Raw genomic sequence first — 17,364 nt, 5'->3', positions numbered from 1 at the left:
TTATTTTTTTAATAAAGAATTTATAGTTTCAATATAGCGTTCTTTGGCTTCATCAGGAGTCAAATGGCTAATTTGCATCCAAGCATTGGTTTTGAAAGCATTTCTAAGATCACTATTGTTTATGTGCCTGAATCCAACGGTGCCGTGAGTGGCTTGCTTGTAATAAGCATAAATTCGCAACATCACATCCGGCGGCAAGGTTTCGGTCATGTTAGAAGCTAATTCAAAAGCTTCGTTAAATCGTCGGTCTAAATCGGTCTCACTCATGACTCGGAAGTTCAGCGATTACTGTTTCACCTCCCTTAACTTTTTGATTCAAAACTACGTTAATTGGAGTACCTAAAGGTAGGTATAAATCTACTCTTGAACCAAATTTAATAAATCCGGCATCCGTTCCTTGTTTTACTTGTGTGCCTTCTTTGGCATAGTTTACAATTCTTCGGGCTAAAGCTCCTGCAATTTGACGGTATAATATTTCTCCAAATAATCGGTTTTCTAAAACTACAGTGGTACGTTCGTTTTCCGTACTCGCTTTTGGATGCCAAGCTACCAAATATTTACCGGGATGGTATTTGCTGAAATTTACTTTTCCGTTAACCGCATATCGAGTAACGTGCACGTTGATAGGTGACATAAAGATAGAAACCTGAAGACGTTTGTCTTTAAAATATTCGTCTTCATAAACTTCTTCAATTACCACCACTTTTCCGTCAACCGGTGCAATAACGGTAGTATCATCCACATGAGTATTGCGTTTTGGATTTCTGAAAAACTGCAATACTAAAATTAACAACACCAAACCAATGGATTGAACAACCATACGTAACCAATCAATGGCAATAAAACTGTCTGCTAATAGAATCCATGCGGTTACAATAACAGTAGTAATTAAAATAAGCTTAGCTCCTTCTTTATGAAACATAATTTAAAATTTGATAGAATAAAAAAATAAACGGTGAAACAAATATAATACTATCCAAACGATCTAAAATACCACCGTGACCCGGCATGATTTTGCCGCTGTCTTTCACATTGGCTAATCGCTTGAACTTTGATTGAATTAAATCACCTAGTGTTGCAAATATACTAACTAAAATTCCGATTCCAATCCATATACCTAAATTGCTGGTTCCTATAAAATAAGTTGCAATCAAAATACTGGCAAGAACACTGAAAAAAAAGCCGCCTAAAAAACCTTCTATTGTTTTTTTAGGTGAGATGCGTTCAAAAAGTTTGTGTTTCCCAATGGATTTACCCACTAAATAAGCAAAAGTATCGTTGGTCCAAATCAAAATAAAAACCCCCAAAATAATTTTTGGATTGTACCCATTGATACCAATCGGTATTTTTGTGATGATTATAAATGGAAAAATGAGATAACCAATAACATACAACCACTTTTCAAATTTGCTAATCTTTTTATCTTTTTTGGAAAATAAAAAGAACAACAATCGAATGGAAACACAGATGCAAAGTAATAACAGCACTTGTTGATAAATCAATTCGAAATCCCATAAATAAAAAGCTCCATAGCTTAAAACGGCTAGCAATAAAGGAAGTCTGAATTTGAGTTGAATTAATTTGCAAAATTCAAGAACAGCAAGTGCCAAGAAAAGTCCAAACAATATATAAAAAGTAGTGTTGGAATAGAGTAGGCACGTTAATAAAAGAAGGATATAAACTGCACCTGATAAAGCTCTTGTAAGCGTTTCATTCATTTTAAAGATCTTCTAAAAGCAATAAATAAAGGTTTTTTGCTGCACTGCCGTAGTGTAGAAAATCCTCTTCCTTAGCTTTTTCAAAATATTTAATGGTGGTTATATTGGATGGATAATTTTTGTCATACCGTTTTTTAATCTCACGTAATCCGTCGCTTTTGTTTTCTAAAATCTGACTGGTGGTTGCAAAAATAACCATGTTTGCCGGTAACTCATGCGGTTTGTTTTGCTTGATTTGATTGGAGGTCAATAAAACCGAACCATCATCAGCAATTAAATTTTCACAAGAAGCTAACAGGAATTTGGGTGCCGTTGGATTAACGTAAGTCAACTTGTTTTCTTCTAACAAATGAAATAACTTGGGTTCGTAGCATAAAGCATGACATTCAAACCAATCGTTTTCTTCTAAAATATTTAAAAACTGTTCCCTGATTTCCTCTAATGAATCACAATATAGAAATTTACCGCCATTTTTTTTAAAATTAAAGGTAAACAATTCATCTACCGGAATTTTAATTTCCGGATTAAATTGGCTGGCTTCTTTTTCTTTATTTCCCTCAGAAGCATCATTGCCAGAACCAAACAGCTTTTTAAAAAGACTCATATTTTTGTTAGAAATGCTTGTATTCGTATTAGTAATCGTTCAAAGATAAAAAAATCTCAATTCAAATAGCGTTTTGAATTGAGATTTTTATAATTTTTAGAATAAGTTTTTGATTATTCCGCAGGAGTGACTTCAATTGGGGCGTTAAATGGTCGTTTTCCAAAAATGGTTTCTAAATCATCTTTAAAAATAACTTCTTTTTCTATTAAGATATCTGCCAATTGTAATAACTTGTCTTTGTTGTCTTCTAATATTTTAATAGCTCGCTGGTATTGATTTTCAATTAAAATAGAAATTTCTTTGTCTATCGTTATTGCGGTATCTTCTGAGTATGGTTTGGAAAAGTTATATTCACTCTGACCCGAAGAATCATAATAGGTAACGTTTCCGATTTTTTCATTCAAACCATAGACTGTTACCATGGCTCTTGCTTGTTTGGTTACTTTTTCTAAGTCACTTAAAGCTCCGGTAGATATGGTGTTGAAAATTACTTTTTCAGCAGCTCGACCTCCCATAGTAGCACACATTTCGTCCAGCATTTGATCAGGTCTAACGATTAATCGTTCTTCCGGTAAATACCACGCGGCACCTAAACTTTGACCTCTAGGAACAATAGTTACTTTAACCAGCGGAGCAGCATGTTCCAACATCCAACTGGTAGTGGCGTGACCTGCTTCGTGAACAGCAATAGCTCTTTTTTCGTCAGCTGTAACAATTTTGTTTTTCTTTTCTAAGCCACCAACAATTCGGTCAACGGCATCTAAAAAGTCTTGTTTGTCAACCGCTGTTTTGTTGTTTCTTGCGGCAATTAATGCGGCTTCGTTACAAACGTTTGCAATATCGGCTCCGGAGAATCCCGGGGTTTGTTTTGCTAAAAATTCAGTATCTAAACCTTCTTGTTTTTTCAAGGGTTTTAAATGTACTTCAAATATTTCTTTACGTTCTCTAACGTCCGGTAAATCAACATAGATTTGACGGTCAAAACGTCCGGCACGAAGTAAAGCTTTGTCCAATACATCGGCACGATTTGTTGCTGCTAAAACGATTACGTTGGAATTGGTTCCAAAACCATCCATCTCAGTTAACAACTGGTTCAAGGTATTTTCTCTTTCGTCGTTTGAACCCGAGAAATTATTTTTTCCACGAGCTCTACCCACTGCATCAATTTCATCAATGAAAATAATGGCAGGTGATTTTTCTTTGGCTTGTTTGAATAAGTCACGAACTCTTGAAGCTCCAACTCCCACAAACATTTCCACAAAGTCAGAACCGGATAGGGAGAAGAAAGGCACCTTTGCTTCACCGGCAACAGCCTTTGCTAACAAGGTTTTTCCGGTTCCCGGAGGACCTACCAGTAAAGCTCCTTTTGGAATTTTTCCTCCTAAGGAGGTATACTTTTCAGGGTTTTTCAAAAACTCTACAATTTCTTGTATCTCTTCTTTGGCACCTTCCAGTCCGGCAACATCTTTGAAACTAACTTTAATATCGTTCTTTTCGTCAAACAGTTTCGCTTTCGATTTACCGATATTAAATATCTGACCACCGCCACCTCCGGCACCACCACCTGACATACGTCGCATGATGATAATCCAAATTACAACAATGATTAGGATGGGTAATAAACTGATAAAAATTTCACTCCAATTACTCTTTACTAAAAAGTTATAATCGGCTAGTTTGTTTTCCGTTTTTGCTTCTTCCAGTTTTTTCTGAAACAACTCGTCGTTACCAATATTATCTAGACGATAATGAGGGCCTTTGTCGTTTACTCTACCAAAAGCGTCTTTTGTAACGGCTTTGTGTTTTTCTATAGTTAAAGCTTCTTTGGTTAAAAAGATTTGAGCTTCACTTTTATTGTAAACCTCCACTTTGGCAATTTCACCATTGTTCAAAAATTCATTGAACTTAGAAGTAGAAAGCTTGTTAGGTTCCTGAAAGGAGCCGCCTCCTGATATGATACTTACAAAAATAAAAATACCGGCTACCAGAAGATAGACAAGCCAAGGGTTAAATTTAAATTTATTAGGGCTGGGATTGGTTTCTTTTGACATAAATAGAGTCTCTTATTTCAGCAATTTTAATATTTATTTTGAATGGTAGTAATGCGTGCATCGCCCCATAATCCTTCAATGTTATAAAATTCTCGAACGTGTTTTTGAAATACATGAACTACAATATCCACATAATCCATTAAAACCCACTCGCCATTGTCGTTGCCTTCAACGTGCCAAGGTTTATCTTTTAATTCTTTCGATACCGTTTTTTGAACTGAGCTAACAATTGCGTTAACCTGAGTGTTGGAGTTACCGTTGCATATCACAAAATAATCGCATACCGTATTTTCGATTTCGCGTAAATCTAATATATCAATATCATTTCCTTTTACTTCTTCTATTCCTTTGATGATGTTTGCTAACAATTCATCCTTACTAATCACTTTTTTCGTCATTTACTATTATCTATATTTTTGCAAAGTTACCAAATTTTGTGTTTACATTTGAACCTTAACAGAAGATTACCACTAGTTTTTTTAACACATTCGTTATGAACCTAATCAAACTCAATGCCACAACCTCTACTAATGACTTTTTAAAGCAGTTATATGCCTCGCAAGTGGTGGATAATTTTACGGTTGTTACTGCCTTTCAGCAGACTTCCGGAAAAGGGCAAATGGGCTCCAAATGGGAGAGTGAGGCCGGTAAAAATCTCACTATGAGTATTTTAGTTAAAGATGTGTTAGTGGACGCCCAACAGATTTTTCATTTGAATGTCGCGGTTACTTTGGCCGTTGCCATGGCGTTGAAAGAATTCAAAATCAATGACGTACAGATTAAATGGCCTAACGACATTATGTCAGGAAATTTTAAAATTGGTGGCATTCTTATTGAAAACAATTTTAAATCGGATGGTGAGATCGTTTCTTTTGTGGGTATCGGGCTGAACATTAACCAACTGCAGTTTGACCAATTGCCTAAAGCTTCGTCACTGCAAATTCAAATGAAAAAAGCGTATGACATCGACAGTATTCGTGATGAAATAGTGCATCAACTGCGTATGACAGTAGCTAAAATAATCCACAACCAAGCGGAGGTTTTATGGGAGTCGTACCATTCACATCTTTTCAAAAAAGACAAGCCGATGCCTTTTGAAGACATGAAAGGCCAACGTTTTATGGGGGTTATTCAACACGTTAACAACGAAGGTAGGTTGGAAGTACGACTTGAAGACGATTCGATGGTGCGTTTTGGGGTGAAAGAGGTGAGGTTGCTTTATTAGGAGATTGGTAATAGGTAATTGGTAATAGGTAATGGGTGATGGCGAAAATAGCTCGACCACTTTAGGTAATAACTCAGCCACTTAGTAACTCAGCTACTCAGCCCCTCAAAAAAAAACATTTTCAAAACCCTACATTTTCCCTATTTTTGCAGCACAACACCACTAACCATGTACAAACTACTTATTCGTCCGTTATTGTTTTGTTTTGATCCGGAGCAAGTGCATCATTTCACGTTTGCTCTCATTCGTTTTTTGAATAGGCTACCGGGATTTGGGAAACTCTTTCAAAGTCTTTATGAGGTGAAACACCCCAAATTGGAACGGGAGGTATTCGGATTGACATTTAAAAATCCTGTTGGTTTGGCTGCAGGTTTTGATAAAGATGCCAAATTGTACCGTGAACTCGCCAACTTCGGATTTGGTTTTATTGAGATTGGTACATTAACACCGAAACCTCAGGAAGGGAATCCCAAAAAACGATTGTTTCGCTTGAAAGAGGATGCTGCTATTATTAACCGAATGGGGTTTAACAATGGCGGGGTGATAGAAGCGGTGGAACGATTGAAGAAGAACAACGGCGTTTTGATTGGAGGGAACATCGGGAAGAACAAGAACACTCCCAATGAAGAAGCGACTTCTGATTATGAGGTGTGTTTTGAAGCCTTGTTTCCGCATGTGGATTATTTTGTGGTGAATGTGAGTTCGCCCAACACGCCGAACTTACGAGCGTTGCAAGATAAAGAACCGCTGACTCAATTGTTACAGACCTTACAAAACTTGAACGTTGCTAAAAGCAAACAAAAACCGATTCTTTTAAAAATTGCTCCTGACTTAACTGATGAGCAATTGTTGGATATCATCGCGATTGTAAAAGAAACCCAAATAGCAGGAGTGATTGCTACCAATACGACACTTTCTCGTGAAGGGTTGCAGTCGGAGAATAAATCGGAAATGGGAGGATTGAGTGGGAAGCCGCTAACGAACCGTTCTACGGAAGTGATTCGTTTTTTGAGTGAGAAAAGCAATAAAGCGTTTCCAATCATTGGGGTGGGAGGTATTCATACGGCGGAGGATGCTCTTGAAAAACTTAATGCCGGAGCCAGTTTGGTACAACTTTATACCGGATTTATCTATGAAGGACCTCGTTTGATTAAGGCAATTAACAAAAGGTTGTTGCAAAACGCCTAATTTGTACCATTCCATTCGTAATTCCTAAAAAGTGTCATTAATTCCTTTTCTTATCGCATCTGTAGCTTTAACGGTTTCTCCGGGACCGGATATTTTATACGTGATGACGCAGAGTATTTCCAATGGGAAAAAGTATGGCATTGCCACAGCAGCAGGTTTGGTGTTGGGGATATTGGTGCATACAAGCTTGATTGCGTTGGGTGTTTCGGCTTTGTTGAAGCAATCGGAAGTGGTGTTTATGGGGATTAAGATTTTAGGTGCGGTGTATTTACTTTGGATAGCATATCAAGTATATCGGGCTCCTGCTACCGTGGCTGTGGCTCCTGATGCGGTGCCTACTAAGTCGCCCATGGCTTTGGTGCAACAAGGTTTTATCATGAACGTGTTAAACCCGAAAGTGACGCTTTTTTTCTTGGCTTTTTTTCCCGGGTTTATTGATGAGAAGTTGGGGAATGTGACGCAACAGATTTATATCCTTGGGTTGGTGTTTATGGTGCAGGCCTTTTTAATATTTGCGGCTGTCAGTATTGTGGCGGACCGCTTGACGGGGTTTCTTCGCACAAGCGAAAGGTTTGCTTTGTTTTTGAAAGGTTTGCAGGTTGTGGTGTTTGTGGGGATTGCGGTGTTGATTTTGTTGTGAGTTTGACTGATTTTTATTGCTTTTGTTTTGGGGGGTGTAGATTAACCATATACATAGTATTCTGTGACGTTTGAGACGCTTCGCTCAATTACAGAAAAATAAAGCAATGCGAAACGGGTTTATTTCTAACTTGTTGACTTGTTTGAACAAAGGGTATCATTGGAATAAAATTTTAACATAGGGTACCACAACTACGGCTTTGCTATGGGGATGCTATGGCTTTGCCTCCTAGTAAGCACTTTTATGTTTCTTTTAATAGTTTTTGTTTCTTTTATGGATGGAAAAAGACTTCAATTGTTCACTATATTGTTACCATAACATGCAGATAACCTGCGGATTGGTTCGGAAAAGGATGTATTTTTGAAAAACAGATTGGAATAAGTGAGTAACAAGGGGTACCACAACCCCGAACCAAACCCGAAGAGAACCGGAAAGATTTAATATTGGTGTAGGTGATTTGACTTCGAGAATTGAGTGTATTGGCTTTTGATGATTTTTTAGTTTTTTTGATTATTTGTTATTTTTGATTTAATGATTTTTTAGTTTTTTGATTGTGAGGTTATTGATTTGTGTTTTTTGTAATATTTATGGGAAAAAGCTTGGTAAATTTTGAATTGGATGGGAAAGTTTTTTATATTTGAAGGTATTAACCAGTTGAAAGCAATTTAAAAACTAGGAAGTGTTTTGCTGCGAAGTCAGCGACATTCGCAGAGCACAGTGCTATTTTTGAAGGGACAACTCTGGGTGGAGGGAAAGGTTGTGCGATATACTTGAAAAACAGAACAGAAAACAGAACAAAATGAAATTTTACAAAATTATAATCTTAATATTTCAATTACTATTTTTGAATTCTTGTGCTCAAAATGAAGCGTATTATGATACAAAACAAGACCAGTTCACATTCATTGTTCTAAATAAAAATTCTGTAGATGATTTCTTCAAAAACAATAAAGAGTTAAATTTTAATAACCCTGAATTAAAGAAAATGATAATTGACAGTTTATATAATGGAACCAACAATGAAAGAATAAATATTAAAAATTATGATTTTTTAAAAAACACAAAAGAACCTAATCAATATGAATATCAGCTTTCGCAAAACGTAATAAAAGCAACATATTTTGAAAATCAAGAAGAATATTTTACAGGTTCTTTGGATTATTTTTTTTATTTTAAATGTTTGCCTAAAGAGTTCAAGTATAAATGGACTCAAACGAGTTTAGGAAATTTTCAATTCAATTCAACTTTTTTTTCAATATTAAGAGATAATAGTCCTGAACTTGATAAAATTATTTATGGAGATATTGGAAACTATGACGAAAATCTAAAGAAAATTTTTCAGGATCCGTTAATCTTTAATGAAATAACACCTGAAAATGCAAAAAAAATGAAACAGACAATTTTAAGTAATGTAAAATTTAACGACAAAAGATTTAAACAAGACAAGCTGAATTTTTTATATTTTTTAAACCAAACTATTGAAGAAAAATGGCGTTTAATTTTAATAGATTGGAATTAGTACATCGCACAACAGCTGGTGGAAAATCAGTATTGGAAATGATAATAATACTAGAAATAAAGCAGGGAAGAATGTTATTATAGACGCAAATGTCTATAACTTAGAAGGCAAAAACATAGCGTTATCAAAAGAAGAATTTGCCACTAAAATTTATAGTGATGAAATTTTTATCTCTGAAACTAGTTGGAAAAATTTCAAACATATATTTTTAAAAATTTCCGATTTTACCAGTAAATAAGTACTGTGGCTAGCAACAGTTTCTAACATTTGCTAGACTTGGGATGATACCGAATTTTCTCGGAAAATTCAAGGCCAATTTTGTACTTGGAATCATTAGTAATAAATCGTCCAATCTATGGCAAGCAGTTAAAACATACTAAAAACATAAAAAAAACAGTGTTCCTATGAAGCCCTTTATTTCAGTCCTTTTCTTTTTTTTATTATTTGCTACCTATGCCCAAGATCAAAAAGCGGTAGGCTGGATTAATGAGCATGCCATTACAATTGAAGATGCCAATCCGGATACCAACCTGAAGCTATTTCATACTAACATTCCTCAAAAGTTTGCTGCAGCAAAAATTTTCGGATTTGGTGAAGCTACGCATCAAGGGAAAGAATTTTTTGATATCAAGGCTAAATTCTTTAAATATTTGGTTACAACCCAAGATGTCAAAGTGTTTATTATGGAGGATTCCTATACTTCAGAAGCGGGAATTAATGAGTGGATTAGCGGTGGAAAAGGAGACGCAGCCACTATTGCCAACAATTTTAGTATTGGATTTTGGTATTGCAAAGAAGTGGTGGACCTTTTGGAATGGATGCGAAATTATAACCTTACTAAAAGTAGCGAAGAGCAAATTCGCTTTTATGGGATGGACATTCAAGATGTGAAAAATAGCAATCAAGAAATACGTGATTTAGTTGAAAAATATGCTGTTCCTGTAAGTGAAGAGCTTCTTGTTGTAGTTGACAGTTGTGTAGCAAAGGAAGTAAAATATGCAGCAAAAACGGATTGGGCAACGATTCAAATTCCTAAACTAAATGAAGTGGAGCGTATTTTACTTGATTTTAGAGCAGGTGTTACAAACGAGGCGATTGAGGAGTTCAATGCTGCAATAAGAGCCTTGAATTATTTGATACAATATACCTATTACGTACAAAATCATTACAGTCAAGATAGGGATTTGAAAATGTTTGAAAATGTGAAGTGGATCTTAGAAAATAAATCAAAAAATGGAAAGGCTTTTATTAGGTCGCATAACGAACATATTAATAACAAGCAATTTGGAAATTATAGCGGACGAAACATTTACAATCTAGGTAGGCATTTGAAAGAATATTTTAAAAACGATTATTATAGTGTTGGGTTTGATTTTGGTACAGGTACCTTAGCCGGTTATTTTTCTGATTCGGACGAAAAACCGAGTTGGAAAAAAGTGGAATTAAAGGAACCCTTTGCTAACACGTATGCCAAAACACTTTTTGAAACAAAAGACGACATTTATTTTATTGATATGTTTAGTGCTTTAGGAGGTGATGCCTCTGATTTCTTTAAAAAGAAAACGAAACAACTAGTGGCAGGTGGTGGAGGGTTTAATCCCAATAAAAATCATTTGTATCAAAAGAAGTTTTCAGCGATGTATGATGGATTGATCTTTGTAAAAAATATCAGGCTTCCGACTAATGATTTGATTGGGGAGTGAATATAAAGAAATTGAATTGACAATAGAAAAAGACATCGATTTCTATTTAAATCACTAAAGGAATGGATTGAATCTACAATAAAACAATAAAATCGGCCCTACATCTCTATCGAAGATATGGTTTTTATGAGATTGAGTTGGAAATCGGAATTTATGAAAGAGCGAATATGAAAATGGAAAAACGGATTGTATAACATTTACCGCTAAGGGCTGGGAACGTTTTACAACCCTTCCAAAAAAAATACTATTTTTGACGCACCATTCACAACCCCAATGAAATGATTTTATTATTTGGAATCGGAAATTCAAAACTGAAACAATTCTATTTAGACGATTGCACTTGTTCGAACTGCAATCAAACACTACAACACCGCTTTACGGTGAAAGGTCATTATTTTTCGTTCTTCTTTGTGCCGGTGGTGCCGTTGTATAAGAGTACGACCGCTGAGTGTATTCATTGCCGAATCGAGCTACCCAAAAGCCGATGGAATGTCAATTTAAACGAAAAATTTAATAGAGCCATGGCTTTTAAACCCGCCAAAAGACCTTGGTGGCATTTTTTTGGTTGTATGGGCGTGCTAGTAGTGCTGTTGGGCTTTGCGGTATTGGTGGGTTATTATTATAACGACTTGAAAGAAGACCCTGAAATACAATCACGAGTTCAAGAACTTAGGGATGTAGGGGAGAATGACGAGCTGATTTATGAGGATGGTGATGCAGCCCTGAATGAGGATGTAAACGTGGAGCCCATCGATTCGATTACTACTTTTTTTAAAAACTAAAACACCAAGCAAATCATGATAGTAGGCGTGTTTAAACGAGAATTAACGACCCAAAAGTTAGCCACTGTGGCTTGTGAAAGCTGTGGGGAGGAACAATTGTATGTGACGGTATATTCCAAGTTTTTTGTGTTGGGACTTCCGGTGTTTCCCACCGAAAAAGCAATTGAGGTACATTGTAAGCATTGCAAGAAGCAAAACCACATCAATGCAAAAACGCAACGAAGTGCCGCCGATCGCATCCAGCGTGTGGTGGAACAAACCAAACACAAATGGTATACCTACCTATTGTTAATTATCTTTGGAGTGGGTTCGGTGTATGTGATGCTCACGCAATTTGATGAATTCAAACAGGAGATGGGCATAACACCCGAAACGAACGCTCCTGTAATTTATGAAACGGAGCTTTCGGCTACCGATGAGGTTTTGGATGAAATTGTTGTGGCGGAAACTGTTTCTGAAAGCAATTATGAAACGGCAGAAAGACAGTTTTTGCAGCTCACATATCGCACTTCTGATACGCCCGAGCATGAAGCCGCGGTTTACTTACAGTCACTTTTGAATAGCGAGATTAAAACAAGCAATGCGAAAGGCTACGAACTGGAAGCCGCGAATAACGGACAACGGGTGCTCTTAGTGGCGTATGTACCCAACATCCATAAAAGCACGAAAGCCGCTAAAGAGGAATTACTTGCACGTACCGAAAAAGTCCTTCGAAAGCAATTTGGTTATACGGAATTTTATTTGGCCTTTTATGGGTATGATACTAATTTATATGCTATGAAAGCAGGCGATTATACACAAGTGGCACAACACAATATCGAACCGGAAGAGGAGGAGCGTTTGCATGTGTTTTATGGGGAGTAGTTCAGTCTAATTAATGCATAACAATGGTAGTACCCAATTTTAGAGGTAAACTGATGTTGCAAGTATACTTAGTTGAACAGGTAACTATAGTTACATTTTTTCTGCCACTATTGAATTGGTAATTCTATTATACGTATAATAATATTTTGTGGCGGTACACAGTACTTTAAATTCATCCATTCCGCATAATTCACCATACAAGCGAAAAGTGCAGATATCTGTAGCTGTAATATGAGGTGTCGTTTTTAAATGAGAGTGAATAGCTGAAATCACTTTTTCACCATTAGGCCCTTTTGATTCCGCCGGAATCATTCTGGAATGAAATTTCTTCCAGTTTACAATTGTACCGTCGGCATCGGTTGTAAAAAGATAATCATTGCCAAAGGGAATAACGCCTGATTTTGAAGTACCCATTATGATATATAATTTGTAACTGCTTTTATCTTTTATCAGCACAAAATTGGGATTGAATCCATCAGGAAACCCTATTTGGTAGTCCGGATTTGATAATTGATTTAAAATTTTTATTTTGATGTTTATTAATTCCTGCTCAATTGGCGTTAGTTCCGATTTTTGAGTAGTAATCTCGAAAGGGTTAGTAAGATTTGAACCCTTGTAACTATACAAAGCTAATCGTTGTTTTAAATCTTTCGTCATGTAACAAACAGATACAGTATCACCGGAATGATGAACTACATAGCCTCCATAGTCTTTTTTTAATTTTTTGTCAGCCATCAATCGATCTGTGGAATTCCAAACCGCTTTCTCATAACGATAGAGTAAATCAGCTTCTTGTATAATAGAATCAAACACGCGTTCAAAGTGTTCTTCTTGTGCTTGACCATTTGAAATTAAAAAAAGGAATACGACTAAAAGGCTACATTTTTTCATAAGGTTCTATTTTTGTTTGTTGGTTTTAAACAGCTACTGACTACTATATTCCGGTGATTCGTCCCTCTATTTCTAAAGAATAGTCCAACCATTTCTTTTTATTTAAAAAATAAATACGCTGGTTTAAATATTGAAAATAATGGGTCATTTCATAAAACAATTCTAAGTTTGATTCCAAGTACTTTTCGCCGTCAAAATAGGTGTGTCGAGTAGTACTAAATTCACTGATTTTATTTTGTGTGGCTTCCGGAAGTTCATCGGTCAAGGCTATTCGGGTCAATAATTGCTGTAAAGCCTCTTTAAATTGTTTTTCAAAAGGGTTGAAATTAACAAAATTCATGTAGATTTTATCATGAGGATTTTGATCATTGGTAAAAGCCAATCGTTCAAAAAGAGTGGTGTATAATGCTAAATTAGCATCATAGGTAGCATCAAAGTCCAGATAGGTATCACACACCGCTTTATAATCATTCAATTTGCCTTGTTCTTGAGCTTTTGTATAAAAATAAATGTAAATCTCTTGGTCATTTTTTTTGAGTTTATCCTGAAGTAATGCTATGTTTTCTTTAATAATAGCTATAGTATGAGGTGCCTCTTTGGCTTTGTGTTTAATGCCTTCGTAGTCATAGTTAGCGATTGCTACGGTTTTGTTTTTTATCGCTTCCAAGAGTTGTAAATCACTGTTAAGAATGGCTAATTCTTTACTCCATGAGCAAGCTTCCTTTGAGAATAGCCTATCAAAAGTAGCCAAAGAATGGGGCGGATCATTTGTTGTAAAAGCTACAGGACTGTGTTGGTCATAATAACCATTAAAATCTTCATGAAAAGTTTCTTTGGTATAGAAAGCAGTAAACGTTTCTTGAAATGCTTCAAGAGAATGTTTTTGTGGAGTAATAGCATAAGTAACCGAAGCAAATAATTTATGGGTTAATGCCTGTTGAGTTTGCTCAACATCCATAAAAATAGTGGAAGCAGGCTGGTTGTTTGGATTGCTTTTTTCTATGTTTAATCGCTCTAATGCCGAAATTCGATCGGTCAATTCCGGGTGTGAGGCCCACTGGTTTTTAACCACCAACTTTGAGCTGTTAAAATGGGCGATGTGTTTCATTTGAACATCAGGAAATTGATTCACAACCGGTATCCCTTGTTTTGCTGCCAAAAAGTGAACAACAAATTCTTGTTCTTTAAAAATGTTGGAACTGACAAGAGCATCGGCTTGTTTTCCATCATAAAAGTTCAAAACGTTATGATATCCTTTCTCTGCTAAATCCAACCGCAATAGCGAGTTTTTTAAGGGTAAATAGCCCGTAACATTGGCGGCTACTTCATCCGCATGAAACTCCATTTCTCGTGATAATGCCAAATAACTGGTATTGACTATTCCATACATTTTCTGTAATAACCACTGAATACCTTGAATTATTTTTTGAGCAATAGCTACGAAAAAAGCAAAATAATTACTTGAATTTGCAACTTTTGACATGAGGTTGTAATAGGATTCATTGTCATACAATAAATTGTAAATAATTTGATTGACATTGTAAACATAACTGCCCACCTTCATTGATTTTTGAGAAAAATGACCAAATTCATGAGCTACTATGGCTTTCAATTCATCGTGCGTGATTGAATTGACCAATCCCATGCCAATATGTAAATTCTTTCGAATTGGAAAAAACATACTCCAAAAACTGGAATCATAAAAAACACTGGCATTTACCTCAGACGACAGATAGACTTTTTTTGGGAAATCAGTTCCCGTAGTAGCTACAATTTCATCTATAAAAGAAAAGAGTCGTGGTTCATCGTTTCGGGTTACTTCCATGTAATTAGACAAATCGGTCTTGTTTCTTTTAAATAAAAATTTAAATAAAAAAACCGTTATCATACAACCTAAACCGGCCAAACCAATTCCTATAACCAAGGTGAAAAACATCGGTTTTATTACAATTAAACTTATTCCGGCATAAAAACAACCTATAGTGATTGCTATGACAAGTAGGACTAATACGAGGTAAAAAACAACAAACAAAAAAATTGCAGCTATAGCTTTGGCAGTTTGTTTTTTAAATTCCGGAGAGATTTGAATGGTCATAGTGATACGTAGCTTTTTTTTAAGGGAATACCTAAACACACAAATTGATTGTAAGCGGTTCCGGAAAAGGTACGACTCTGTTTTCAGAACCCTCCAAGCTGTAGAGGATAACTTACTTTACAAACCTAAGAATTAATTGTAGGAATAAAAAAAATAATAGGGTCATTTTTAGCAATTGGAAAACTACAAAATGATTTGTACGATAGCAACGGATTAAAATGTGTTGCTACAAGATGTGTCGTCCCTCCGGGACTTTGACATGGGGCGGGTGGAAATGAGGGATTGAATTTAGCAAAATTGTATTAGGTTACTGACTTTAGGGATGCATTTACCAGAGTCGTAGGTTCAAATTTATTATACGGCTTTTTAATAAAGCTAAACACCAATCAAACCTTTAAAAGGCTTGTTTGAACGGGAATGAGCAACCTTATAATTAGCTTTTTTTAAAGTTTTAATCAGTTACTCTAAATTGTAAATCATTGACTATAACGGAAGAGGTATTTGAATTATTAGAGGCTATAAAAACTTCAATGTAATCCCCTAAAACTAAATCCACCTCGGTATTCAATGTAATTTGAAAGGATTGGTTATTGCTTGCCGCAGCCATAGAAGCTATGGGTGCTGTAATCATAGTTCCATTTTTTGCAATCCCGATTGAAAAGTCTGAATTATTGGCGGGTGCTTTAGCTCCAATAGTTACAACTATTTTACCGGTGATGGGTTCAACGTCATTGTAAGTCATCCTGCTATTGGCAGTTATAAACCTTTTTTGATTTACAATTGTTGCTGTTCCGGCAATTTTATAAAAAGTGCCTACTGTTGTAAGTGTGGTAGGTGTTTCATTATTGTTGAAATAAATGAAACTAAATGCTCTGGAGTCTGGTATGTTGGTGTTTTGTCTCATGCTCCATCCTTTTGAATACGAATCAATACCTTGCAATGGAGTGGTAACGCCCCTAAACATATTTGTGGTTAATCGTCCTCTGTCAATCGTTGCTCCTGCATTTACCTTAATACCGGTTTGTCCGTTGTAAATGAAATAGTTGTTTGACAAATCGATATCATCGATGATTAGACCTGATAAAAATTCAATGGCGGACCCGTTTGTTATGTTTTCAATAAAACAATAGGCAACTGCAAATTTACCAACATTCCCTGTTATTTTTAATCCATCTGTAACTTTCCAAAAGTTTTTAGTAAAGGTAATGGCTTTAAATCCTGAAATTTGACCAACTCCTAATGATGGCATAATTTCCACTACTGAAGATCCTGAAAAAACATTACAATACATATTTCCGGTACTGTCTGAAAAATCATAGGCTTTGGTGGAAGCACTAAAGGGAACGACCGCTAAATTTTCGATAAATATACTGGTATCCGTACTTCTCAGTACGGCACCGCTGACATTGGAAACTATCATGTCTTTTTGGGGGTCAGTTCCACGAAGTCCTGCACCATTTATAATAATAGCATTGGGACTGATATCAACAAATCCGGAAAAGACATACATTTTAGTGGCATCCAAGGTGATAGTAGTGCCTACCGGCGAAGGTAAATCTGCAAGTGAGTAAACATAAACCAAGTTGGAGTTCACTGAAAAGGAAAAGGATTTCCAATCGCCACCGCTAAATATATCGGAGGAATTGTTAGTCAGATTATAAATTTGTAACCCTTCCGCAGGGGCAATGATAGCATCCCTTTCAGCTTTACTCATCCTGGGTAGTAGAAGACCTTGTGATATGGATTCAATGTGTAATATGGAAGAACTATGTGGTTCAGTGGTGCCGATTCCAATTTGGGCATTGGAAAAAAATTGTATAAAAAAAATTGCACAAAAAACAATAGTTTTTGTTTTCATAGGTAGTAAGATTGGGGATAGTAAAGATACAACTAAATCAGATATAAATGCTATTTTTAATCCCCAAGGGATTGAAATCCCTTTTAACAATATTATTTGAACGATACCAACGGATTAGAATCCGTTGCTACAATATGTGCCGTCCCTACGGGACTTTGACATGGGGGGGGGTGTAAAGCTGGATTGAATTTTTGGATAATAGTATGCCATTTCCCAGAGCCGTAGG

Annotated in this window: 17 protein-coding genes; 8 read left to right on the top strand and 9 right to left on the bottom strand. The window is 35.9% G+C overall.

Annotated features, from left to right (window positions below):
* The 6 genes from IEV15_RS12110 to rsfS all read right to left on the bottom strand — a co-directional run bounded on the left by IEV15_RS12110 (position 1) and on the right by rsfS (position 4,771).
* Positions 1-267: an acyl-CoA-binding protein gene (locus IEV15_RS12110; RefSeq protein ID WP_188362791.1), complete on the bottom strand. Its 267-nt coding sequence runs from the start codon at positions 265-267 to the stop codon at positions 1-3.
* A complete protein-coding gene (locus tag IEV15_RS12105) occupies positions 260-922 on the bottom strand; it encodes a phosphatidylserine decarboxylase family protein (RefSeq protein WP_188362790.1) in 663 nt (220 codons plus the stop codon). The genes IEV15_RS12110 and IEV15_RS12105 overlap by 8 nt, the downstream gene beginning before the upstream one ends.
* Positions 912-1,718: a phosphatidate cytidylyltransferase gene (locus IEV15_RS12100; RefSeq protein ID WP_188362789.1), complete on the bottom strand. Its 807-nt coding sequence runs from the start codon at positions 1,716-1,718 to the stop codon at positions 912-914. Before IEV15_RS12100 ends, IEV15_RS12105 begins: the two co-directional genes overlap by 11 nt.
* A gap of 1 nt (position 1,719) precedes the next feature.
* A complete protein-coding gene (locus IEV15_RS12095; RefSeq protein ID WP_188362788.1) occupies positions 1,720-2,322 on the bottom strand; it encodes a lactate utilization protein B/C in 603 nt (200 codons plus the stop codon).
* Between the two features lie 113 nt (positions 2,323-2,435).
* The gene (gene ftsH, locus IEV15_RS12090) at positions 2,436-4,373 is read right to left on the bottom strand and encodes an ATP-dependent zinc metalloprotease FtsH (protein ID WP_188362787.1); all 1,938 of its coding nucleotides are present in this window, start codon (positions 4,371-4,373) and stop codon (positions 2,436-2,438) included.
* Between the two features lie 26 nt (positions 4,374-4,399).
* Positions 4,400-4,771 carry a ribosome silencing factor gene (rsfS, locus tag IEV15_RS12085; RefSeq protein ID WP_188362786.1) on the bottom strand — a complete coding sequence of 124 codons (372 nt, stop codon included), beginning with the start codon at positions 4,769-4,771 and terminating at the stop codon, positions 4,400-4,402.
* A gap of 95 nt (positions 4,772-4,866) precedes the next feature.
* On the opposite strand from rsfS, the gene IEV15_RS12080 reads away from it, so the two are divergent.
* From IEV15_RS12080 to IEV15_RS12050, 7 genes are all read left to right on the top strand, one after another.
* A complete protein-coding gene (locus IEV15_RS12080) occupies positions 4,867-5,598 on the top strand; it encodes a biotin--[acetyl-CoA-carboxylase] ligase (protein WP_188362785.1) in 732 nt (243 codons plus the stop codon).
* A 168-nt stretch (positions 5,599-5,766) separates the two neighbouring features.
* Entirely contained in the window at positions 5,767-6,786 is a 1,020-nt protein-coding gene (locus tag IEV15_RS12075; RefSeq protein ID WP_188362784.1) for a quinone-dependent dihydroorotate dehydrogenase, read from the top strand.
* A gap of 31 nt (positions 6,787-6,817) precedes the next feature.
* Complete coding sequence (locus IEV15_RS12070; RefSeq protein WP_229734150.1) at positions 6,818-7,426, top strand: LysE family translocator; 609 nt, start codon at positions 6,818-6,820, stop codon at positions 7,424-7,426.
* Between the two features lie 799 nt (positions 7,427-8,225).
* The gene (locus IEV15_RS12065) at positions 8,226-8,945 is read left to right on the top strand and encodes a hypothetical protein (protein ID WP_188362783.1); all 720 of its coding nucleotides are present in this window, start codon (positions 8,226-8,228) and stop codon (positions 8,943-8,945) included.
* A gap of 404 nt (positions 8,946-9,349) precedes the next feature.
* The gene (locus IEV15_RS12060) at positions 9,350-10,648 is read left to right on the top strand and encodes an erythromycin esterase family protein (protein ID WP_188362782.1); all 1,299 of its coding nucleotides are present in this window, start codon (positions 9,350-9,352) and stop codon (positions 10,646-10,648) included.
* 278 nt (positions 10,649-10,926) lie between these two features.
* A complete protein-coding gene (locus IEV15_RS12055) occupies positions 10,927-11,430 on the top strand; it encodes a zinc-ribbon domain-containing protein (RefSeq protein ID WP_188362781.1) in 504 nt (167 codons plus the stop codon).
* A 15-nt stretch (positions 11,431-11,445) separates the two neighbouring features.
* Positions 11,446-12,294 carry a hypothetical protein gene (locus tag IEV15_RS12050; protein ID WP_188362780.1) on the top strand — a complete coding sequence of 283 codons (849 nt, stop codon included), beginning with the start codon at positions 11,446-11,448 and terminating at the stop codon, positions 12,292-12,294.
* A 90-nt stretch (positions 12,295-12,384) separates the two neighbouring features.
* On the opposite strand, the gene IEV15_RS12045 is transcribed toward IEV15_RS12050, so the two are convergent.
* From IEV15_RS12045 to IEV15_RS12035, 3 genes are all read right to left on the bottom strand, one after another.
* A complete protein-coding gene (locus tag IEV15_RS12045; RefSeq protein WP_188362779.1) occupies positions 12,385-13,185 on the bottom strand; it encodes a hypothetical protein in 801 nt (266 codons plus the stop codon).
* Between the two features lie 43 nt (positions 13,186-13,228).
* Positions 13,229-15,280, bottom strand: coding sequence for a M48 family metallopeptidase (locus IEV15_RS12040; RefSeq protein WP_188362778.1), 2,052 nt, complete (start codon positions 15,278-15,280; stop codon positions 13,229-13,231).
* A 451-nt stretch (positions 15,281-15,731) separates the two neighbouring features.
* Positions 15,732-17,021 carry a phage tail-like protein gene (locus IEV15_RS12035; protein ID WP_505661211.1) on the bottom strand — a complete coding sequence of 430 codons (1,290 nt, stop codon included), beginning with the start codon at positions 17,019-17,021 and terminating at the stop codon, positions 15,732-15,734.
* Positions 17,022-17,037: 16 nt separating this feature from the next.
* Between IEV15_RS12035 and IEV15_RS12030 the strand changes: the two genes are divergently transcribed.
* The gene (locus IEV15_RS12030; protein ID WP_188362776.1) at positions 17,038-17,238 is read left to right on the top strand and encodes a hypothetical protein; all 201 of its coding nucleotides are present in this window, start codon (positions 17,038-17,040) and stop codon (positions 17,236-17,238) included.
* Positions 17,239-17,364: the final 126 nt, after the last annotated feature.

It is taken from the genome of Flavobacterium orientale (genome assembly GCF_014638005.1).
Classification (GTDB): domain Bacteria; phylum Bacteroidota; class Bacteroidia; order Flavobacteriales; family Flavobacteriaceae; genus Flavobacterium; species Flavobacterium orientale.
Note: the sequence above shows the minus strand (reverse complement) of the source record. Positions and strands in the feature narration are given on the sequence as shown.